The sequence below is a fragment of the Ruegeria sp. AD2(2025) genome (genome assembly GCF_056542385.1).
The window spans coordinates 20,845-46,254 of record NZ_JBQFZS010000014.1; the positions used below are offsets into that span (position 1 = coordinate 20,845).

The 25,410-nt window shown below is 54.5% G+C and carries 1 protein-coding gene; it reads right to left on the reverse strand.

The features are described 5' to 3' along the window. Complete coding sequence (locus tag ACR1XV_RS19755) at window positions 1–25,410, reverse strand: tandem-95 repeat protein (RefSeq protein WP_480534512.1); 25,410 nt, start codon at window positions 25,408–25,410, stop codon at window positions 1–3.

The following is a 25,410-nucleotide window of genomic DNA, read 5'->3' on the forward strand; positions in this document are numbered from 1 at the left end:
TTAGTAGAACGTGAACTGGTCACTATCCAGAGCTGCAAGACGGGTTCCGGCGAGGAAAATCTCATCACCGTTGCCCAGATCAAACAACACCCCGCCATCGGTCTCGCTCGCTGCATTCAGCAGGTCGTCAAAACTGTCGATCCCTTCCACACGAAGCTTGAGATTATCGCCGGCGATGAAACTGCCTCTGCGGGTTACAGAGCCCTGGAAGCCATAGATTGTGTCACGGCCATCACCAGTTTCGAACCGGAACGTGTCCTGACCACGACCGGCCAGTAAGCTGTCATTGCCCGTGCCCCCGATCAACTCATCGTCGCCACCCTGGCCAAAGAGCACGTCTTCTCCAGCACCACCGACAAGAGTGTCAGAACCCCGGCCACCAAAGAGCAGATCATTTCCATCTCCTCCATCCAGATAGTCGTCTCCGCGGCGTCCCAGCAGCACATCCCCGCCAGCACCTCCAATGAGCAAGTCATCTCCCCTTGATCCAAAGAGAATATCGGTTCCGTCTCCACCGACCTGTGCATCATCGAACTCATTCTGTACTGTTACAGATACGGTAGCAGTTGCGGTGTTTTCACCATCGGACACAGTGTATGTGAACTGGTCGGTCCCTTCGTAGTCGAAATCTGCGAGATATTCGACGACACCGTTTTCGAAACTTACTTGCCCATGATCCGCCGAACCAACGCTGACGATTTCTAGTTCATCGCCGTCCGGATCAACGTCGTTCTGCAACAGTGCTGAAGGGTCAAGCCTCAAGGCATACGGAATCTCAACCGTGAACGCGTCATCCGTCACGATTGGAGCCGTATTGAAACTCTCGAAGGTCAGGGTGAACACATCCGATACAGTATCGGAACCATCATTTGCGATCAGTTCAATAGCGATCGCACCTGCGGCAGAACTTGGTGCCAACCCGGAGAAGCTGGATCCGTTGAACACCAGCCAATCCGGAAGCTCCTCTCCGCTCGCCAGTCGGGCCGCGAACATCAAGGGCTCGCCATCTGGATCAGAGAACACATCGTCAGGTAGCGAGATCGCAAACGGTGTATTGGTGCGCAGTTGCGCCCCGGTGTCATCGGTGTCGAGATCCGGCAACGGGTTAATCAGGACGGGTGCATCCTGTGTTCCGGCGATCATCAGATTGAAATCATCCGAAATAGACGACACCCCGTCCGAGACGACCAAACGCAGACCAAAATCTCCGAACATGTCAGCTGGTGCCTGCCCAGTCAGAGTCAGGGTATTGGCATCGAAGCTAATCCAGTCTGGAAGGTCGCTTCCATCGCTCTGGGTAAGAGCAAAACTGAGGGCATCCCCATCCGGATCGGTATAAATCCCCTGCTGCAGCTGGATTTCAAACGGTGTGTCCTCGATCGCAGACCTGTCTGATAGTGGCACGGTCAATATCGGTCGATCGTTGACCGGGTCGATGACCAAATCAAAGGCCCGCGTCGACGAAAGCTGCCCATCGCTGGCGGTCACTTGCAGCGACAGCGTACCTGTGAAGTTCACGGGTGGCACACCTATCAACCGCATGGTTGAGGCATCAAAGCCCAACCAATCAGGCAATGCGGTTCCCCCCGCCCGCGCGAGGGTGAAGGACAACACGTCACCGTCCGGATCAGTGAAAGCGTCTGCCGGAAGCGGGATATCGATCTCAGCGTCTTCGTCACTGTGCAGCGTGTCAATCACTCCAATCAAGGGTGCCTGATTGGCAACAGCCAGATCAACAATCAACTGACCATTGCTTTGCAGCAGACCGTCCGTGACCACATAGTCAAACACAACCTGCCCATCCAAACGCGGATCACGAGTGATTGTGATGGTACCGTCATCTGAGATCACAGCATCAAACCCATCGCCTCCGGTGATCGAGACGAGAGACAGCACATCCCCATCAACGTCCACATCGTTGCCTAACAGGTCCGCGATGGTCAGAGTGGTCGTAAGGTCGGTGCCCATATCGATCAGGTCATTGAACGCCTCGGGCACATCATTGACCGGAGCCAGAACCAGCGTAACAGCCCGCACGGTCTCGGTTGTGCCGTCGCTAGCAACAAGTTCCATTGCGATGTTGCCATTGACGTCCGCTGGTGGCGTACCCATCAGCGTCAGATTAGCAGGGTTGAAACTAATCCAAGCGGGCAGTGAGGTATCCCCAGCGCCGCGCAGCGTAATTGTCAGCACATCCCCATCCGCATCACTAAAGACCGTAGGATCAAGGGTTATGTTCAGCGGTTGATCTTCTGTGCCCGTCAACGATATCGCACCGATCTCTGGCGCATCATTCACCGACGAAATCGTCAGATCGATATTGCGAGCCGTCTCTAGCTCTCCATCGCTTGCGACCAGTTGCAATTCGACAAGTCCGTCGAAATTGGCAGGTGGTTGTCCCGTTATATGAAGGGTAAGCGGATCAAACATCAGCCAGGCCGGCAAGGCTGTACCGCCGCGAGACTGCAGGTCAACCGATACAAGATCGCCATCCACATCCCCAAAGAGTGCAGGGTCCAGATTGATGTCGAGCTGTTGGTCCTCAACTCCCTGAAGCGGAACATCTGCAATGGTCGGCGCATCATTGACTGATGCGATGGTCAGTGTGACCGGCTCCACCGTTTCAGTTGTGCCGTCGAACGCCGTCAGCTCAAGCAAAACGTCTCCATTAAAGTCCTGCGGCGGGGTTCCAGAGAGTGTCAAAGTCGACAGATCAAAGTTGAGCCAGGCAGGCAAGGCCAAACCACCTGCACCGCGCAACCCGACCGCCAGAGCATCTCCGTCCACATCCGAGAAAATCGCCGGATCCAGTGTTGCCGAGAACGCCGTATCTTCGATGCCGGACAGAGACACATCCGCAATCGTGGGCGCATCATTCCGTGCGGCGAAGGTGATGGTCACCGTCCCGGTATCGCTTCGACCGGTGCTATCACTGACCACATAATCGAATGTTGTGGTTCCGTTGAGATTTGCATCCGGTGTGACTACGATTTCGCCCGTTGGGCGATAGTCAACACTGATCCCTTGTGCCGCAGAAACAGACGTGATCGTCAGCGCCTCCTGATCCGGGTCCCTGTCGTTTGCCAGAAGCGTCGATGCCAGAATGGTAAGAGGCTGATCTTCCACGCCTGAGAAACTGTCATCCGCAGCGATTGGATCATCCGGTGTTGGCAGCAGATCAATGGTAATTGAGCCCTCAACAGGAACGCCATTTCCGTCTGTCACCTGATAGAAGATCTGGCTCTCGCCAAAGTCGTTTGCGGAAGGAACAAACAACCAGTTCCCATTGTCCAGCTGGGTCAGCGGTGTATCAAACGTCGGGCCTCCGAAGATCGTCGTTCGGGTGTAGACAGACACAACCATCAAAGTATCGCCGTCCGCATCCAGGTCATTGACCAAGAGATCAACTGCCGAGATTTCCAGCGGCGTGTCCTCATTGGTGCTGAGACTATCCGAGACGGCAAAGGGCAGGTCATTTGCCGGTGCCAGCAAGATTTCTGCATAGCCCTCAGATTCCGCTCCACGCGCGTCAGTCACCACATAACGGAAGCCTGCGTTGCCAAAATAATCCGCGCGCGGCGTGAAGGTGACAATACCGTTGTCGAGCGACACCGTACCGTTATCCGCGTCATAAACTCGCGCCACCGAGAAGGCATCACCTTCAACATCCGTGTCATTGGCAAGCAAATCTGCCATATTGATGATAAGCGGCGTATCTTCCGTTCCATTGATGATCGGATCATCAATCAGGCGCGGGCCATCATTGACTGGGGTGACATCCAGAACCACGGAACCGGTACCGGTCAAGCGGCCATCGGAAATCCGATAGGTGAAAGTCAGTTCGCCGTTGAAGTCCCCATCAGGCACAAATTGGATATCGCCATTGGGCAGAATAAACGTGCGCCCGCCTTCGATATCGCGATCTATGCTGACAAAGGAGAACGGATCACCATCGGCATCGCTGTCATTTGCCAGCAAATCGCTGACCCTGATTGTCAAAGGTGTGTCCTCGTCGATCACGAACCTGTCGGTGCCCGCGTCCGGACGCTGATTGGTCGAGATCACATTGACCCTGACAAGCCCCTGATCCGTTCCGTCGGTGCCATCGGAGACGACATAGGTGAAGCTGGCACTGCCATCGTAGTTGGCTGTGGGTGTGAAGGTGATGACGCCATTGTCAAACTGCACTGTCCCATTGACCGCGTCGCTGACGGACAAAACGCTCAGCGGGTCATTGTCGGGATCGGTGTCGTTCGCCGTAAGCGTTGCAGGATCGATGACCAGAACGCTGTCTTCAAGTACGCTGACGCGATCCTCGACCGCAGTTGGCGGGTCGTTGACGGGTGCAACTTCAAACGTCACAACTGCCCTGTCGGTTCCTTGCTGATCATCGGTGATCGTATAGGCAAAGCTATCCGGCCCATTGAAGCCTGTATTGGGCGTGTATCTGAGTTGAACACCCAGATTGCCATCAAGACTCGTCTGAACGGAAACTGGAGCCTCAACGGTACCATCCGCGCGGCTGACGGTCACTTCGATTTCAAGCGGGCCCGCTGCATCCAGCGGCACCAGACCACTGATGATGCCTGTGTTAGTGTCCAACGACAGCCAGGACGGCAGTGGATCACCATTCGACAGGGCCGCCGCAACCGTATCCCCTGATGCCAGGGCCGGGTCCACCGGTGTCACAAGTGTCAGCTCAGACAACAGAACGTCCAATGTCCCGTTCTGTGGTTGTTCGATTTCAATGACACGGATCGGGTCGCCATCCTCGTCAAAGTCATTTGCAAGCAGATCCGAAAGAGTGAACAGGCGGACCACATCCTCTGTCGCCGAAATCTGGTCATGCACCGCCGTCGGAAGTTCCGGCATCGGCAGGATATTAACAACGATTTCGGCAGGTGTTTCAGACGCGCCTCCCTTTTCGTCGGCAGCATGGTAGCGCAGCACAATCTGGCCGTTGAAATCTTCCGGCGTGATGAGCTCGAAGCGATCCCCATTCACGATGGTCGAGAAACCACTGGTGTGTGCGACAGTATAGATCGCATCTACCGGCAATTCAGTTAGGACCGAATAGTTGATCGCGCCATCACTTACATTGACGCGAACTGGCGGCGTGCCAACAAAGACTGAGGGCGGAGTACCATCGAAGGTGAAGGATGCTGCATCAAACCCAAGCCAGTTTGCCAGCGGTGCACCGTTTTCGGTCTGGGCTTCAAGGGTCTCCACCGGATCAATGGGCAGAGCATAAAGACCCTGACCAGCAAAAAAGGCATCATTACCGAACAGCTCATTCAGTGCAGGATCGATATCGGATTGCGGATCAACGACAACTTCAATGGCAAAACCTTGTCGGCCATGCGCATAGGTGCCATCCGGCAAAACCTCTGGCTCAGGATCAAAGCGCAACTGCAACCGGACCGGATCCGTTTCATCTGCCGGAACTTCGCCAACCCGGCTCAATTCCAATGTGTCCGCATCAAAGTCCAGCCAGGATGGAAGCGGCTGGTTCCCGGCAGCTTGCAGCGAGAACACCCCTGCACTGACATCGAACAGAGCCATCTGGGGTGCCAGCGACAGGCCATTCGTAAGGTCTGTAGTCGGATCCACAGTGACAGAGTATTCATAGAAACTTCCATCTGCGGGATTGGTCAGCGTCAAAGCCAGATCCACAGGGTCAACTAGATCTGCGGGCCAGTTTCCTGAGAGCATCAAGGTCGCAGCCTCGAACACCAAGCCATCCGGCAGCGCGTTACCATCTGACAGCGTAACCGTTGCAACAACCGCATCATCCAGTCGATTCGGATTGAAGCCATAGGAAATCTCGACCAGGCCACGCTGAGAGAAATCCTCTTGAATAACACCCAGTACGGACACGCTTTCAAAGAAGATCACATCGCCTTCGGGATCCAGGTCATTGCCAAACACCTCACCCGGAATGACCGTGATGGGTAGGTCTTCCAGACCCTGCGCAATGTCATCACGCAGCACGGGGCCATCATTGGACGGCAAGATGGTGACACTCACATAGGCCGTATCGAAGCCACCGTTTCCATCGGCCACCTGATAGATGAACCCCGCATCGCCATTATAGTTCGAACGTGGTGTAAATTCGATCAACCCATCGTTATTCAGAGCAACCTTGCCGTTCTCAGCGAACCGGTCGAGCCCGGACAGGAACAGCACCTCATCCAGCGGATCGGTGTTGTCAGTGTCATTGGCAAGAAGATCGGCGGGATCGATAATCAGAAGCTGATCTTCAAGCGTCGTAAATGGTCCATCATCATGTGCAACCGGTGCATCGTTGAGCGGAATGACCGTCAGATCGACATTGATCGTATTCCGTTCGCCCCGTTCATCGACAAGGTCATAGGAGAATCCTGCCGCACCCAAAGCGTCAGGCGTGAACGCGATCACACCCCGGTCTGCATCGTAGGTCATCGAACCACCGACTGCAGAATGCACACCATCGAAAGAGAACGCATCATCCTCGATGTCAAAATCGTTCTCCATCAGATCAGAGACAGCGATTTCATGGGTGCGTTCAAGCCGGATAGTGAACTCGTCCCGGCCACTGCGGGGCGCATCATTGACCGGCTCGATATAGAGCTCTACATCCGCGCTTGATGTCGCGCCATCTGGATCCACAACCACATAGCGGAACCCTGCAAATCCAAAGTGATCGCCTTTTGGCAGGAAATACACATAGGTTCCGTCAGCGTAAAGGATACCGTTGGAACCCGAAGACGTGAACGGGCCAGACCCCAGGCCGGGCCGCGTTTTATAAAGCGCATCCCCGTTATCGTCATAGATCGGCGTCAAGTCGAGAATGGTTATCGGATCACCGTCTACATCATAATCATTCCCCAGAAGATCAGCATAGGAAATACGGAGAACGGTGTCTTCCGTTCCGGTGAAGATGCCGTCATTCACACCCACCGGCGCATCATTGACAGGTGCAACGTTAACTTCGACCCGGGCCGTGGTTTCGCGCCCGAATTGATCGCGCAGCGTGTAGTCGAAGAACGCATCTCCGTTGAAGTCCTGGTCGCCCAGGAAAGAGATCTGACCTTCAGGTGTGATGCTGACAGTACCGTTGACAGCGTTGGAAACAGCAATCAGTGCGATGCCATCCGCATTTTCGCTGACGTCGTTTGCGATAAGCAAGCTTGGATCGATAATCGCTTCGACATCTTCCAGCGCCAGCCGATAGATATCATCCGCCGCATTGAAGCGGCCGACCCGTTGCAGCGCCTCAATCTGATCGCGATCCCAGATCGTCCCATCGGCAAACACGACTTCCTCTATTCCGGCTTCGGTGTCGAGGAAGTGATCGCGGACGCGGAGTGTATCAATCAGGAAACCCTCGTCGCGCTCCAGCTCCAAGAGGAGATCGTCACCCTCGCGAATGACCGAGAGGTCTTTTGGCGCGATGTCCGGGGCCAACAGGACGCGGTCGGTGTCAGCCGCATCCCCGGCTTCAATCACCAGATCAGTGCCGCTGTCATAGCCAAAGACATAGCTGTCGGACCCGGCCCCACCCGAGATTTGATCATCTCCCCAGTTGCCATCGAATTGCTCGTCCGCCGCACTTCCGACAAAGGTATCATCCCAGACCGAACCACGCAGGGCCTCGATATTGGCGTAGGTATCGCCCAGAGCTTCGCCGTCGGTTCCCTGACCGGTTGCCAGATTGACACCGACGCCCTCATCGGCGGTCGAGAAATCCGCAGTGTCAAAGCCGCCTCGCCCATCAATGACGTCCGCGCCGCGCCCGCCACGCAGTGTGTTGTTGGATGCATTACCGCGGATCGTGTCATCATGGAACGACCCCTGGATGATTTCGACACTATCAAAGACATCGCCTTCTGCATCGCCGCCACCAGCGCTGCCGTCCTGCATATCAACGGTCACACCTTCGGCTGACAAAGTATAGTCAGCAGTATCAATGCCCTCGCCGCCGAACAGCTGATCCGCGCCCCGGCCACCAGACAGCAGGTCGTTCCCGCCGAGACCGCGCAGCACGTCATTCCCGCGACCGCCCGACAGTCTGTTTTCTTCATCAGAACCCGCAAGCACGTCGTCCTGATCAGATCCAAAGAGGTTCTCGATGTCGGTCAGGGTATCGCCTTCTGCGTCTCCTCCGGAAGCCGAGCCATCGACCAGAGAAACAGCCACTCCCGAACTGGAACCGCGATAATCCGCCGTATCGGACCCTTCACCGCCGTCAAGCGCATCTGCTCCCTCGCCACCAACGAGGGTGTCATCTCCTGCGCCACCAAGCAGTGTGTCAGTACCGCCGCGCCCTTCCAAAAGATCGTGACCACGGCCGCCTTCCAGACGATTGTCCGCAAGTCCGCCTGACAGGCTATCGTTCCAGTCCGACCCGATCAGCCCTTCGATACTGGTCAGGATATCGCCAGCGGCATGACCGCCCTGCCCCAGACGTGAGGCCAGATCTGCGCGCACAGCAACATCAGATGCAGCATAGGTGACGGTATCGAAACCTTGGCCACCATCAATCGTATCTGCATCATCGCCACCATCGATCAGGTCATCCCCATCACCGGCAAGGATATCGTCGTCCCCGGCACCCGCGCGGATGACATCGCCTCCGTCATGAGCTTCGATGATGTCGTCGCCATCCAGACCTTCAATAGTTTCGGCGAGGTCCGTGCCGATCAGGAGATCAATCTCGTTGGAACCGGTAAGGATGCGGTTATAGCTATCTTCCACGACCGCCGTGACGGTTGTCGTATCCTGAATACCTTCATCGTCCACGATGGTATAGGTAAACTCGACCGAGCCGGAATACCCTTCAGGCACCCGTAATACGAGGAAGTCGCCACGCCGCTCGATGGTGCCAACCGTCGCAGTCCCAACCGCATCAAACTGGAAGGACCGCTCTGCGATCGAGACAACTCCGCCGTCATCGACATCGAAGTCATTCGCCATGAGATCTGAAATCCGCACCACAAGCGGAACATCCAGTGGTGTGGACCCGGCATCATCGGCAACAGCGCTCGGCTGGTCGTTGACCGGTATGATGTTAATGTTGACAAAACCCTCCGATACACCGTCGGCATTGTCGCTCACGAAATACACAAACCCGGATTCCTGCGTTTCGTTCAATGCAGGCGTGTATTGGAAGTCACCATTCGCAAGCCGTTCCAGTGAGCCTGTGAACGGCCCGATCTGAAGTTGTTCCTGCAGGTTGAGCGGACGCCAGCCGACAATTTGCAGAGGATCGCGGTCGATATCGGTGTCATTTGCGAGCAGGACATCAGCCGGGATGATAATCGGGACGTCTTCATAAACCGTAATGCTGTCAGAACCCGCAACCGGTGGTGCGTCCCCAACATTCTCAAAGAACAGCGTGACCGTCGCATCGCTGACCGCACCTTCCGGATCCGATACCAGATAGTTGAACGTCGCCTCGCCCCAGAAATCCGCATCCGGCGTGAAGATAATCGTGCCGCGATCGGTGATCTCAATTGAGCCGTTCGCGGGTTCGGAAACATTCTCGAACGTCAAAGCCAAGCCTTCGACGTCGTAGTCATTCTTCATCAGTTCAGAGACCGCAATCTCCAGTGGAACGTCTTCAGTGCCTAGCAAAATGTTCTCAAAAGCAGAGCTCGTATAATGATCCGCACGAGCTACGGGGCGGTCATTGACGGCTTCCACCTCGATATTGGCAATACCGATGGCTGTGCCACCCTGCCCGTCACTGACAACATATTCAAAGCGACCGGTCCCGTTGAAGTTCGCCCATGGCGTAAACAGGACCGTTCCGTTGTCGAGCAGATCCGCGCGCCCTCCGTAACTGTTGAACCCGCGCACTTCTATGACTGTCAACGCATCACCATCGCGGTCGATATCATTCGCCAACAGATCAACCGTGTTGACAATCAGGGGATTATCCTCAGCCGTGTTGAACGTATCCGGATTGAGCTCGGGTGCATTATTGACCGGCGTGACTGTGACATAAGCCCGCGCCGACGATGTCAAACCTTCGGGATCAGCGACCGTATACTCAAAGTAAGTATCGCCAAAGAAATATGCCCGAGGTGTCACAAGAATCTGACCATCATCCGTGAGCGTGACATTCAGATCAGCGCTGCTGGTAACCGACGTAACCATCAACGGATCACCATCCGGATCCGTATCATTCACGGCCAAAGCGGCTGCAAGAATCTGGAACGACACATCCTCAGCCGTCTCAAACCCAGTATTGTCCTGTGCCACCGGCGCATCATTTACAGATCTCACATTGATCGTGACAACTGCCTCGGCACGCCCACCTTCCGGCGTGTTGGCGACATAGGTGAAACTGTCGATACCATTGAAATCGGCGTTGGGCGTGTAAGTGATCTGCCCGTCACTCGCCAGACTCACATTGCCGTTTTCAGCACCAAAGACTTGGCTGACAATCATCCGATCGCCATCAAGATCGTTCGACAACAGACGCACTGAATCAATAGTCAGGAAACCGTCTTCATCGACTTCAAAACCATCATCGTTTCGCGCTTCCGCAACCGGACGGACCCTCAGATCAACATAACCGACACTGATTCCATTGCGTCCGTCAGACACAGTATAAGAGAACCGCGTTGGACCATAGAAGTCCGCGTCCGGCGTAAACATCACGTTGCCGTCTGCATCAAGCTCTGCAAATCCTGCCTCGCCTCCGTCCACTGCAATGATTGTCAGTGTATCGCCGTCGGCATCGAAGTCGTTCCTCAGAAGCGCATTGGAATCCAGTAACAACGCCTCACCACTGGTTGCCGAGAAGTAGCCGTCATCCGTCACGACCGGCGCATTGTTGCTTAATAGGGTTTCCAAAGTCGCCGGGGTCCACACAATGCCATCCGAAAAGGCATATTGCTCAATCCCTGCCCGGCCACCTGCGAGGGCATCCGTAATGGTCAGGCTGTCGTCAGGGGAGCTTGCGAAGGTCAGAACAATTGTGTCGCTGCCTTTGAACAACCGGGCGACCGATACTTCAGAAGAGACAAAGTCCGGGAACTCAATCCTGTCGAGACTCAAACCCTGGTGGTCGGTTTCCACAATCGTGTCTTCGCCGTGCCCCCGGCGGAAATAGTAGGTATCACTTCCCGCACCACCGGATAGCGTGTCATTTCCCGCACTGCCATCAAACGTGTCGCTTCCAGCAAATCCCTCGACGGGCTCTGCATACTCCGTCTGAGCGTGTTTGATAGCTTCGGCACGCATATCATTGCGGGTCCAGATCGTGCCATCCGCAAATTCAATCCGCTCGACGCCTTGGGCATCGGCTGCGAGAGCATTCTCCAAAATGATGCGATCGCGGCTGTCCCTGAACAGCAAAACCAGATCGAGACTGTCCGCCCCGGCCCGCAGAACATAAGCTAGATCTTCAGGCAGAAGATCCGGCAAGTGCAGAACATCATCCCAAGTGTTACCTGTATCAGCGATACGGTCATCACCATCGCCGGACCGATAGGTATAGCTGTCATCACCGTCCCGACCATCAATCAGATCCGTCCCAATCCCACCGGACAGGACATCTGCTTCATGCGTTCCAACAATAACATCATCGCCCGATGTCGTTTGACCTTCCACAAGGGCGGCCCGAATTTGTGCAGCCGTGAAGCGCGTTCCGCTGTCTGTAAGCGTCACTTCTGAGATCGAAGAGCCGGACAAACCGTCATCAACACCATTGATGACAAATATTTCGTCACCAGCAGTCCCGAGCTGAATGATCAAATCCCGTCCGTCTATGCCGCGCCGTACGAAGCTGATTTCATCGGCAGCGTAGCCAGAGATTTCAATGCGGTTCGCAGCCCCCTGGTGATCATCGATGATGTCGGAGCCGTCACCTGCGCTGAACCGGTAGAGATCTGCCCCATAACCACCCTGGAGCAGGTCGTTGCCACCCAAGCCTTCGATGGTATCTGCACCACCTGTTCCGGTCACGCGATCATCGCCAGCCGTTGCCCCGCGGCTACTGATCAGGTTCGCGAAATCTGAACGATACCAACTGGTTCCGTCGTCAAAGACAATTCGGTCGACGCCCGTGTTGCCATAGGAGCGGGCCGATCCGACAGACGTGATATGTCCGGCATCATCCGCACCGGGCACGGATTCTGCGATGACAATCTCCAGGCTGTCATCATAGCCACTTTTTAACGTGACCGCTGCCGGATCTATGCCATGAAGATACAACGTGTCTGACGATGAGTTTCCGTCATCCAGAATCCTGTCAATGCCATCACCACGATTATAGACATAGGAATCGTCACCGCCGCGTCCGATCAACAGATCATTCCCGCCCTTGCCTTCCAACGTGTCGTCGCCGGCCGAACCCGCGAGGCGATCATCAAACGGCGTCGTTTGAGCAGCGAGAAGTCTGGATGACAGTTCTCCGAGCGTAAGCTCTGCTCCATCCCCAAACACGATCAATTCCAGGCCAGTCCCGAAATACGCGGACTGATAATCTGGATCACTTCCGGCGAACATGCCATGCACCAGAATTGACCCATGATCTCCCGCGCCTACAGAACTTTCAGCGATCAGAATCCGCAATCCAAGCGGCGTAACCTCATAGTCTACCGCGTCGGCATTGATCCCGTTGAACTCGAGCCGGTCAACAACCCCTGTTCCAATTTGGCGTGCCTCCAGGATTTCATCGTGCCCGTCGCCCCTTGAATAGCGATAGGTATCGGCGGCGGCGCCACCAATCAGCACATCCCCTCCTGCGCCTCCCTCCAGGAGGCCTGGAAGGCCAGACGACCGCAGCACATCATTACCCGACGTTGCCGAGGCCGTCAGAAGCGCCTGAATTTCATCTGCGATCAGCGCCTCTGAATCATCAGAGAAAACAATCCGCTCAATCAGTCGATTCTGAGTTGGGGAATTCAGATACCCATCTTTGAGTGTGATCGACCCCGCCTGAATGCCACGTGCCGGGTCGGCAATAATCTCGATCACCAGATCATCACCATCACGGCGGATGTTTATGTCACTGCGCAGGAAGTCCGGCAAGCGCAGAACATCTTCGCCTGCTTCACCGGATTGCGTATCCGGATCCTGGCCCGCTTCGGAGTAGACATCAAACCCGTCGCCGTTGCGATAAATATAGGTGTTGTTGGCATCGCTGGAGACAACGACATCATCCCCGCCCTTCATTTCATAGATCTGGTCGCCCACAAGGTTTTCGACGATATCGTCGCCATCCGTTCCAAGATCGAATGCAGCCCGGCTGGCAATTTCCGCCCCGTCCCATTCGGTGCCATCATCGAAACGAATGGTGCCGAGGCGTGGGAAAAAGTCGGGTGCCGAGCCGCTGTAGGGATTGACCCAATACCCGTTGATGTAACGGATCACACCTCCATCACCTGCGCCGTCAGTACTTTCAGCAATACGTATGATCAGATCAACACCATGCTGCAGCACTTGCACATCATTTGCGTCGATCTCTTTCAACTCAAGAACGTTGTATTGCTGCGTGCCAGAGCGATTTTGAGGGGCGGAGATAAGGTCAGAACCATCACCTCGAGTGTATACAAAGATGGTTTCCAGGGACTCGGAAGTCAGTAGGTCATCACCTTCCTGTCCTTCAAGCGTTACCGGATCGAAGCCCGTCGCCGCGATCACGTCGTCGCCATCCGTAGGCTGTGGAACTGGGATCAAAGCCCGCAATTGCGGTTCATAGAGGACCGTCCCATCATCCAGAACCACGTCCAATGAAGCCAGATTGTCGGTTTCACCCAACCAGATCGACGACGCGTCGCTCCCATCAGGCAATCTCGCCGCGATGTGGAGTATGGCCTCTTCGGCGCGAATCTCGACCGAAAGCTCGCTTTGCAGCACATCCTCCAACGTGAGCTCGAGGTATCCACCTCCCGGCGGCGGCAATATCACAATGTCATCACCCGGAGGTGGCAACGGGCCATCCTCTTCCAGGATCGGACCGTCAGCACTGGCAAATTCGGCCCAATAGGACCCACTATGCGTTCCTCGAACGAACGTGAAATCTCCCGAGACGACACGCGGATCGGCCAACTCCGTCGCTTCCGCCTGCGCCAGCAACTGGCTCATCGTCATGATGACGCCATCAGAGAACTCGACCTCGATCACGCCGCTGGGGTCAAACCCACCACTTGCACCAACAATACGCAAACTATCATTCAGTGATCCAAAGGTGATCAGAAGGTCCCGACCGCCACCATACGAAAGGGGTGAATGAAATGGCAAAACCCTCAAATCGACTTCATCAGATGCAATATCGCCAAACCGCACGCGGTTTGCTGCATCTCCGAGTATCACCGGAGAGGAGATCAGATCGTGCCCATCTCCTCTACTGTAGCGAAACTCAACCTGCCCATCGGTCTCATAGAACTCAGGCTCAATACTAAAAAACTCATCCGCCGCGGTCGAGAGATGAACGTCTTCCCGAAAATCGAATACAACCTCCTGCGTCTGGCCTTCGGGCGCTGGGAAATCCTCATACGCATTGCGAATGTCAGATGCGTTCCAGACAGTGCCATCTGAAAAAGTGATCTGTTCCAGCCCGGATTCGACATCAAACATATAAATGCGGTCATCGCTATCGATGACGCGAAGTTCGATAGATGGCTCATAGGCGCCTGCGGCATCCGAGTTCACCGGGACTCTCATCAGCTTGATTTCGGCCGGAAGCAGATCCGGAAGTTCCAGCCGAATTCCCGGATAGCTATCGCCGTGAATGGTGTCGACACCATCTCCACGCCGGAAGACAATCACATCCTCACCGGCATCAGCTTCGATATAGTCGTCACCTCCGAAACCTTCAAAACGGTCATCAGAGTTGCTTCCAATCAAGTGATCGGCCGCTTCGGTTCCCTGGGGCGGCGGTGTAGAAGCCACTTGATTGTCCAGGATGCTCGACGTCCAATAGGTTCCGTCTTCGAACTCGACGGCGAACACCCCACCCAGCGTAGTTCGACCATCGCCAAGAAGCGCAATCTGGTCGTCTGTCCCGTCGAATGTCAGAACATATCCCTTTTGGGCATATAGATCACGGCTAACCGTTACTTCCGATGCCAGATAGCCTCGGATTTCCAATGTTGCGCGACCGCCGGTGGCGCTTGGTTGTATCGTATCCTGCCCATCGCCTCGGCTAAATATGATCGTGTCACCCGCGATGTCGCCCCCGATGACGTCATCACCGGCTCCGGCTTCGATCGTCTCTTTCAGCCCGGTCGCTTCTACGACATCATCGCCGACCGTAAGCTGCGGCGTAAGCAGCCGTTCCCCAAGATCTTCAAGAGAAATTGTTTCGTCGTCGAATGTGAATGTCTGGATGGGACGCCAATACGTCGTGATCCAAACTCCGCCCACATAAGAAGAGGAGGAACTGCCATCATACCACGCATCGCGGATGACCACCCTATCCTCCGATCCTTCGAACCGGATAACCAGATCAATCGGCCTTGTCGGAGAACGCTCAAAAATTGCATCGGAATAGTCATAACCTTGTAAATTCAGAGTGTTCACTGTTCCGGTCGCAGGCTGTGACTCGATGACATCTATTCCACCGCCCCGGCTGAAAACATAGGTATCACTGCCGCCCAGCCCTTTCAGCGTTTCGGACAGCGCGGTGCTTTCCAAAGTTTCCGAACCGCTAGACCCGACTATCGTGCGCGGGAGTCCCGGCACGATCGACCTTTCGGTCGCGAGTTGAATGTCACTGGTTTGCCATACCGTACCATCGCCGAACTCGATCCGATTCACCTTCCGGCCATAGGTACTAAGCGCAGATGGCAAATAGACCTCGTCACCCTCCGGCAGGCGCAGAATCACATCGGTACCACCTTCAATCGCGATCGCAGTAAGATCAGCAACAGAATGATCCGGAAGCCGCAAGGTATTTATATCGTAGCGTGAACCGCCTTCGAGGATGACATCACGCCCGTCCCCGGCGCGGAAAATATAGGTATCGTCTCCACCTTCTCCTTCGATAAAGTCGTCTCCGCCTCCGGCTTCGATAGTATCGTCTGCATCTGTCCCGGTTATGACGTCGTCAAATTCACTCCCCTGCCCGATCACCATATTGATCAGTGTATCGCGCGTGAATTCGGTGCCATCGTCAAATCTAACAACGTCGACCCCGTTCAGATCCGAGTCGTAGCGCAGGACAATTTCGTCCCCGGTACCGTCAAATCGCAGTACAAGCTCCAAACGGTTATCGACGCCGTACGCTGATGAGCCGTTGACAGGCAAACTGACCCGCAAGAGATCAGGGTCATAACCGCGAATTTCCAACGTATCCGTGCCGGACAGGTCGGCAATAACGTCCTGGCCATCCCCACGCTTGAAAATAAACCGATCATCCGACGCCTCGCCGCGGATGTCATCATTGCCGGAACCACCTTCGATCAAATCAGCTTGACCAGTCCCGAAGATAACATCGTCGCCGTCAGTCTGCTGTCCCTCAATCAAAGCACGCAGAAGATCAGCTTTGCTCCATTGAGTTCCGTCCGCAAAGGCAATCACCGGCACGACGGCCGCGCTCCGGGCACCAACAAGAACGATCTGATCTCCGGTTTGCGGGAAAGACAACGTCAGGTCGTCTCCGCCAATGCGGGTTACCCGCACTTCGATGTCAGCGACTGTCAAATCATCCAACGCAATACGTGCGTCACCTGCACTGGTCGGCACAACCACCCGGTCGATGCCATCGCCGGGGCGAAAGACCAACTGCGTATCCGCGTCCATGATCACGCTATCAAATCCGGTACCCGGCGTGATCGCTATATCGCTTGGCAGATCACGTGCATCAATATTGTCCATGCCGCTGTTCTGGCGCGCTTGCAGCGCCAGCACCCGGGCGTCTTGCAAGGTCAATTCGCTGCCATCGGCAAAACCAAACGACTCGATCCAGTCAGAGCTGTTGGAAGATGCGCCTTTCAGGATGACCAGAGTTTCACCGGTCCGCTCCAGGGTGATCAGAAAATCCTCACCTACCTGAGCGAACGACACGTCGTTTTGCCCGATACCAATGCCAAACTCAATACGGTCGGTTCCGCCGGTATCGCGTGCAGAATCCGCGCCATCGCCATAGCCGAAGCGATAGGTGTCACCGCCGGTCCCGCCTTCCAGAGCATCGGAACCAGCACCACCCGCCAGAGTATCATCTCGGCCGTCAAACCCGACCAGCAGATTATCACTGTCATCTCCCACAAGAAGACGATCCCGGAAATCATCCGTTGTCAGTGTGGTATTGTCAGCAAAAAGAAATTCTTCAATCGTCGTAGTCGTCAAACCGCCAACGATGGTCAGAACATCCTCACCATTGCCCAAATCGATGAGCAGATCGTCCCCGTTGCGCCGAACAACCAGACTGTCTGCGCGCACTGTCTCGCCAAAAATGACGCGATCAACAGAGCCCGCTTTATCCTCATACTCTTCAATCTGGTCCAGATCGTATCCAGCACCAAAGGCATAAAGATCGCCCAGATCCCCGCCCCGCAGGATATCGTCACCCTGTCGTCCATCCAACTCGTTGACCTGATCGGGAAGTCCCTCGATGATATTGTCGCCCTGATTGCCACCAGCAATCTGCAGCAGTTCTTCGATATCGGAAATCGACATCACGGTCCGGTCATAGAACCTGAACAGCTCGACGCCTTTGGTCAGCGAAGCAAACTGGTCACGAATACGCAATGTATCCGGGCGGTTTTCGATAGAGACGACGAGATCATCGCCATCTTTTGTAAAGATCACATTGTCGCGCGTGATATCTCCACCAAACTCGACGGTATCTGGGGTGATATTCGGCACAAAACGCCGATCTTGCCACGATGCGCGCTCCTGCGCATCGACGATCACATCCTGGCCGTAACCTGCGTCGAACTTGTAGGTATCCCCACCATCGCGGCCGATGAGAATATCGTCCCCCCCGCGACCGTCCAGCGTTTCCGTCAGATTTGACCCGGTGATGGTTTCATCGGCAGAGGTTCCAACCAGATCAATGTCTTCCGCGTTCACATCCGTGAACACCATGATCCGATCATCGAAGTGGAATTCTTCTACCGCATGAATCTGTTGCTCATCGCGCACATATTGATCGCGTAGGATCAGACGATCGCCCGTATCGTTGATGGTAATGATCAAATCCAGATCGGTTCGGCTAAATGTCACATCAGCAACATTCACACCATTGAACTCAACCCGGTCAAAACCTCCCTGCGAAACAATGGTGTCTTCCCCGTAGCCTCTTTCAAACACATAAGTGTCGTTGCCACCCTGCCCCATCAGGGTGTCGTTCCCGGCTCCGCCATCGATACGGTCTGATATGCTGAAGCCATAGATGACATCGTCACCGTCTGTCTTGGCGATATCGACGTAATGTTGGAGGAGTTTAGTCCAGGACCAGATGGTTCCGTCCCCAAACTCAATCTCCTCAATTTTGTTTATGAAACCGACAAATGGACCTACGATCTCGAGAAAGTCCGTTAGAGTAATTCTCTCCTGCGTGCCTGAAATCCGGAAGGTCAGCGTGTCGCCGCCACCATCACGTTCAAAGTCAAAATCACTCCACCGCAGATCGTCCTTGAACTGCAGGCGGTCTGTCGGTTCTCCAAAGATTTTGACGCTCAGATCATTGTCTTGAACTACATCGTGGCCATATCCCCGGCCAAACACATAAGTGTCAGAGCCTTCAAGACCGGTTAGGTAGTCATCACCGCCGCGACCATCGAGCGTGTTGTCATTGACCAGGCCATAGATTGCATCGTCACCCGATGTGCCAGCTTCATCAATGACCCGCGCCGCAATCTGTTCGAAATCAAGTGTTTCGCCATTGTCGAACACGAACCGTTCGATCAAATATGGAGAGATGTATTCTCCGTCAAAGCCAGCCGCTGCGCCGATTGCGCCAAGGTTCAGCGATACACCATTGAACTGATCCTCGACAAACAGGCTATCGCCAGTTTCAATCCCGTCCGCATCGAGCAGATAGATTTGAAGATCGTCGGAATCCCCGTCTCTTTGCAATCGGATGGAATCTGACGTGATACCCTCTCCAAAGAACAGGAAATCGAGCCCCGCTTGAATCGGTCCAAAGCTTGCTTGAGAAAGGGCCGATACACCCGCCAGTTGTTCACCAATGACATCCTGACCATCGCCGATATTGTAGAAATAATAGTCACCCCCCGCACCACCGCGCAGAACGTCATTACCTTTGCCTCCGCGCAGGACATCTCCTGAGCCAGACCCAACCACAACATCGTTGCTGTCCTGCGGATTGCTGACTTCAATGGCCATCTGGAAACGATTCCAAAGCACACCGTCACCAAAAGCAATCGTATCCACGCCAGAATCCAACCGGGATCCGTTGGACAGAAGCGGGTTCAACTCGCCCAGGAACTGATCCTTGATCCGAATGACATCATCGCGTCCGGCAATGGTCAGAACCAGATCTTCTCCATCGCGCACAGCTATCACATCCGAGGACAGTACACCCGCCAAGCGCAGGCTATCCTGCTGCCCGGTATCCACGTCATCAATGACATCCGACCCAGAGTTCTGACCGAGGAAGTAGAAGTCTGCGCCGCGACCCCCTTTGTAAACTTGATCTCCTTCCGTCATGTGGAAGTAGTCGACACCCGTCGTGCCCAGAACCTCCGTAGCATCAGCATCATGATCACGCAGGCGGTTTTCGTTCAGCGACAACGCGTACATCACGCTCCGCAAATCCAGATCAGTCGGGATCGTCTCAAATGCAGGCAGCATCATCTGCATGATGAAGGCCTGGTCCACGCTGATAGAACTGCCCGCGACATTGCCCTCGCCCGACGGCACATAGTCGGGATAGACCTGCAGCAGAATCTCGTTCCAATCACTCAGATAATCCCGCGCCGCGTCATACCCGCTTGGGATACTCTGGAAGATCGCCTCGAATACCGGCTGCAACTCGTGATCTGTTGTTGCCGTGTAGCGGTCGATATCCGGCTGATATTCGATCCCTTGCGCGAACTCGGACAGACCACCCTGGAACGCCATACGCACCGCAAAGGCGCGGCTGAAAGATACATATTGATCCGCAACCGGTCCCAGCAGGTCCAACATCATTTCAATGCCGGAGACATAGCCGTCCGGGCCCGCAACGCCGGTGTCGAATTCCGGGCTGACAGTATAGCTCAGAACACCCGAAGCATCATCGATTGAAGCCGTCAGCATCTCTGGCTGGAATTCCAACCCGGCCAGAAGCATGGCCAAATGGAATTGCGCGGGCGTTAGCAGTTCTACACGGAACTGGCTGTTATCATCCGAGCCAACCTCGTCCAGCGTGTCGAAATCGATCTCATAATTGCGCAGGTTAAAGTCCTGCGCCGATCCGTATTTCGATTGCAGTTCCAGCGCCCGGTCCAGGTTGCGGGCCCAGACATAGAAGCTGCCGTCTTCGTCAGTCACGAGAATGGTGTAGTCGACTGCTTCACCACCAATGAAATTGATCCCAATGGTTGGAACCGGCAGGTCGGCAAGCGGTTGATGCCCGAATTCTTCCATGCGCCATTCACGGCCAGAGCCGGGAGACATCGCCACAATGTCGTCGATACTTGGTTCTGCGATGATCGACCCATCCGGCGCGGTTACATCGGCGCCGCTCGCAAGTGACCAAATGTCGTTTTCTTTGACGGCATAATCCAGAACAACCGCACGCCCATCGACAACCTCGACCAGATAGGCGGTCTCATCACGGTGTCTCAGCGGCTCTGATCGATCCGAGGGCGAGAAGACCTGTTCGATTTGCCAGTGTGTTCCGGCGCTCACGGTCTGCGCCATGATGTCGGACAATTGTGGACGGTCAATCGTCGAGCCGTCAGCTGCCTGCACAGGAGTGCCGCTGGCCAGTTGCCAAAAGCCGCCATCCACATCTTCATTCCAAACGGCGCGATCAACAAGCGCGCCCATATCGTCGACGAGCACTGGCGTGAGTTCGCGCGTCAGAGGCTGAGAGAGCGCCCATTGGCCCAAGGTTTCGCCTGCGGCTTCAACCAACGCGTTCAGGTTGGGCGTATCCATGGCCGCGCTGGCGGCAAGCGCCAGTTCTCCAACACGGAAGTCGTTCGACATGACGATGTCGAAATTGACAACTTGTCCAAAGCCTCTTGAATAGATCGCATCATCCTGTATCCAGGATGCAGCGCCACGCTCACCGCGGAAAATCGTGTTCACCTGATCGGCAGCCAGTGCCGCATCGAAAAGATTTCCTGTGCTGCCATCCGTGCGCGTGAAAGTGCCTTCACGCAGCAACTCGTTGTTTTGCGGCGTGGTGATACCCAGTTCGGTCGTTGCCAGCGAGATCGACTGGATGCCCAGATCATCCAGGCTGGAAAGCTCATCTGCGGTAGTTTGTGCATCCTGGTTCAGATCCTGCCAGACCTGAAGTTCCGAATAGACGCCGTCATTCGCATCAATGACGCCATCATTGTTTTCGTCGTGTTGGGAGAGCTCTTCAAAGCCCGACAAACCAACGCCGCCGAACATTTCCGATATGTCGTCGATCTGACCGTTGCCGTTCAGATCCAGCACCAGGAACCCGTCATCGGGCGCGACCCAACCGACTTGCTCTGCGAAGAAGTCGCCGTCAGTGTCAAAGAATACCCCGGATTCTTCGCGTGCGATGGTTTCGCTTCCATCACCGTCAAGGTCGAGAATCAACGGGTCCTCGCCTGTCGACCAACGTGCGGCTTTGACAGCGAGGTTCAGAGCCCCCACGTAGGTTAGTAGGTTGTCGATCATCGGCAGGAAGCGATTGATGCCACCGGGGAAACCTGGAATCAGGGCGTTTTTCGAAAGATGCGGGTTGGCATTCTTAAACAACATGCCCAAGTCGCCTGCCGCATCAGGATTAAAACCTTCCCCGGCAAAAACGAGATCAACCAAGCTATCTGCGTTCTGAAAGTCCTCTTCCGCACCTTTCCGAAAGCCCGCGCTCCAAAACGTCGCTCGATCTTGATAGTTCTCGAACTTCATGGCGCCCGGAAGCGGCGTGCCATCTGACAAGGAATGAACCGGTTCCTTGTCAGAAAACAATGAATTCAGCGCACTTAGCTCATTGATCACGTATAACGTGCCATCGCCGCGTTCGCTGCGTTCGAACCTGTAAGTAATAAAGGGAAGAAAGTAGTCAAAATATATGGAACTTTGGAAGTTCGCCAATCCGCTTGCACCCGTTACGGCATCCAGTATTGCGGCCGGCCCGCTTACAAGCGCCAGGTCATTTGTCCCACCCACAAGCGGAAATCCAAAGAACTTCAGCACATCATTTGGTGCCGGGTCCTTCATGGTAGTGTTCGGCCAGAACCAAATATTGTCGCTGTTTTTTGAGCCTTCTAGGTCACTTCCATCCGGGCTGCGACCGTCGGACGTATCGCCATGGATCACACCATCATAAGAAGTATTGAATATCCAGTCTCGACCGTTACCGCCGATTGTAACGGCACGTTCGCCACCCCGCGCCATAACCCAATCATTTCCAGCACCACCATCAACCGTCGAGAACAAGTCTGTCTTTGCAATGCTTAGACCACTTTCACTACCGCCAAACTCACGCGGAATTGCAGCCCCTTGCTCAATAAAGATCGGCTCGTATATCCCAAGGTTATCATCTCCACCAAGGCCAAGAATCTCGGCGAGCTGGCTGGGCGTGTTTTCTTCAATCCATTCCCCAAAATTACGTTCAAGTATGCCAACTGGACTTTGGATGATCGTATCTCCAAAATCTGTGCCTTCGATCTTTTCAGCATTGGTAAAAGTGATCGGTGTTTCCTGATCCAAAGGCTTGAAATCAGGCAGCATGCCAGCAATTTCAGTACCAAAGAACAGTTGCAACACGGACTCGAAGTCACCGGGTCTATAGACCTCAGGCGTGTCGTCATTTGGTCTGACGCTGCCATTTACAAGATCAATGCCCGTTGTGAGACTGCGGAATGACAATTCGTCATAGTCGTCTTTCGAAATCGCTCCAGGTGCAAACCCGCCGAAGTCAATCAACTGAGGAGTGGCTAGCCATTCATCAGAAACGAGAGCCGTGTCACTGCGACGTGACAGGACGACCCTTTCGACATTGTTAAGCAGGTCACGAAGGACTGGCGTGTTATCAGAGTTTTGATCCGAGAGGCCAATGACGACGTAATTTCTGCCACCAATTTCCTCAGTTCCTACTTCACGCAGCGTCAGACCTTTTTCAGCTAGGCTATTCTCATTCTCCGGATCAAGCAGAGCTGAGTACTTTATCGTATCGATTTCCTGCTCTTGCTCTGAAAACAGCGAAAGAAACCAATCAATGGGGGTCAGCTCCCGATCACCGCCAAGAAACACATCGTCAAAGCCTCCTTGACTTTCAGTGTTTCGATTGGTGTCGCCGACAAAGTAATCGTAGACAGTGTCTTCGCCTTCGCGCCCGAATACGATGTCCTGACCACCGCCTTCGAATACCGGCCCATCCGCTCCGTCGCGCATAGTGAGATGGACTTCGTCGGCTTCATCACTCAGCAAAAAGACGGTATTCGCGTTGTTCCCATAGACCGTCTGCGCCACCGCCGCAGATACAAAAAGACTGGCGGTCTGGTCAAAACGCAAATTCGTATCGCGCTGCGCAGTTCCGTCAGCGCGCTCCGCCTCAGAGAGTTTGTATTCAGATTGCGTGTTATCGAGTGCGAGATGCAGATCCCGAATGTACTTTTCAGCGAAGCCAAGATTGCCCCATAGGCGATCACTATCCCCATCTCCGTAAACTGACTGGAAAAGCTCGGGAAGCCCGGATGCAATAAACAATCCATCACCTGGAGCAATCGGCGTTTGGGGTTGATCGGCTTCGCGTGTTGCCTGAATTGCCGCTTCGATCCAATTGGTCAAACCTTCAGGCCCAGAACCACGGGGTTCGTTTGTGTCAGGGTCTTTCTCGTTGTTGATGTCCCAAAGGGCCGAAGACAAATCGACGATCATAAGATCGGCGCCCGCCGTTTCATCGTCCATTCTAAGATGAGAGTTTAGCTCGCCACCCCCAGAGAATGACAAGATTCCCTGCTCAGGGTATTGAAATGCAATCTGAGTATAGTCGACCTCTTGCAAAGCCATCTGACCGGCAAACTGGACAATTGCCTCGGCCAAATGCGGGATCAGATCGTCTGTCCCTGGATCAAGGAACTCTTGAAACCGGGTCAACCCCGTCGAATCAACTATCCTGCCCAGCTCATCGGCATCATCAAACAGCGCGCGTATACCAGTATTTCCGAATACAAGACCGTCGCTTCCGTCAAGCGCAGAATATGCGATGGCAGTCGCCATTTTCCCGCTTTCAGATGATGTACCGCCAGACTCCGAATTTGTGAACCCAACAGCGCCGCCTATTGCATCATCGAACAAAGCCCGGGAAAAAGAATCGAATACAAGCGTCCATTCGCCATCAAGACCGTAGTTGTCTCTTGCGAACAAAAAAATCGGAGGCAAGCGCCCCGTGTGCAGGCTAATGCGGTGCAACAGGGTACCAGTTTCAAAGCCCGGCAACTCCACTGAATTCTCAGCTGGAAGTGAGGAATCTACTTCCGCCGCTTCTCGGCTTAGAGCCAAGATGATCTTATCAGAAGCAAGCGGATCATCCGCAAAACCCCAATCCGCAAAACTCGCCTTGAGAGTCTCGACAATTGAACCGGCAAAAGCATAGGGCCCAGCAACGGCAATGTCTCGAACTACTTCGAGAAGTTCTCCATCAACCCAAATGTTCTTTACGTTGTCAGCGTCAGGAAGAGTCAAGCCATCCGGTAGCGCCAATTCACCACTGATCATTTTTTCCGCATCAGCCAGGGAATAGCCGCGTTCACCGATCTGTCTGATCACTTCTAAAAGAGCAGATGCGCCGAATGGTTCGTTGTCAAAAACGACGGCTTCATCACCGGTCAGCGCCGAAAGATGGCCGGCCAAGCCCCCTCCTAGAGAATGCCCTGTCAGGATGGGATAGCTCGGAACATCTGGCGCTGCTGCGTTTTGCTTGTTATCTCGTACTAGAAACGGATCGTTGCCCGTAACCAGTCGGTAAAACTGTTGACCAAGAGTAACTTGTGTATCGAGCGTAGCTCCCGTTCCAAACCACCATCCGTTGAATGCATCAACGGCAAGTCTATCGGTTCCCCTGTACGAAATAACCATTTCGCCAGCAAGTTCAGAAGAACCTCCTGAATCTATATCGTACTTGATCGCATAGAAACTCGAAGCTTCATCAACGCGGTCAGGGTTGTTGGGATCGGTGTTCAGTGCGAGCGAATCGAAGTCAACGCTAGCGCTGCCAATCTGGTCTTTTCCATGCTGAATTCCTTCATCGTAACCTTGGTTATAGGCATCCATTGCTAGTATTGAGAGAAAGAGATCGTCTGAAATCGCCAT

Bases quoted from the DNA above. Each gene is read 5' to 3' on its own strand.
- ACR1XV_RS19755 (WP_480534512.1), bottom strand. From the start codon at position 25,410: ATGGCGATTTCAGACGATCTCTTTCTCTCAATACTAGCAATGGATGCC.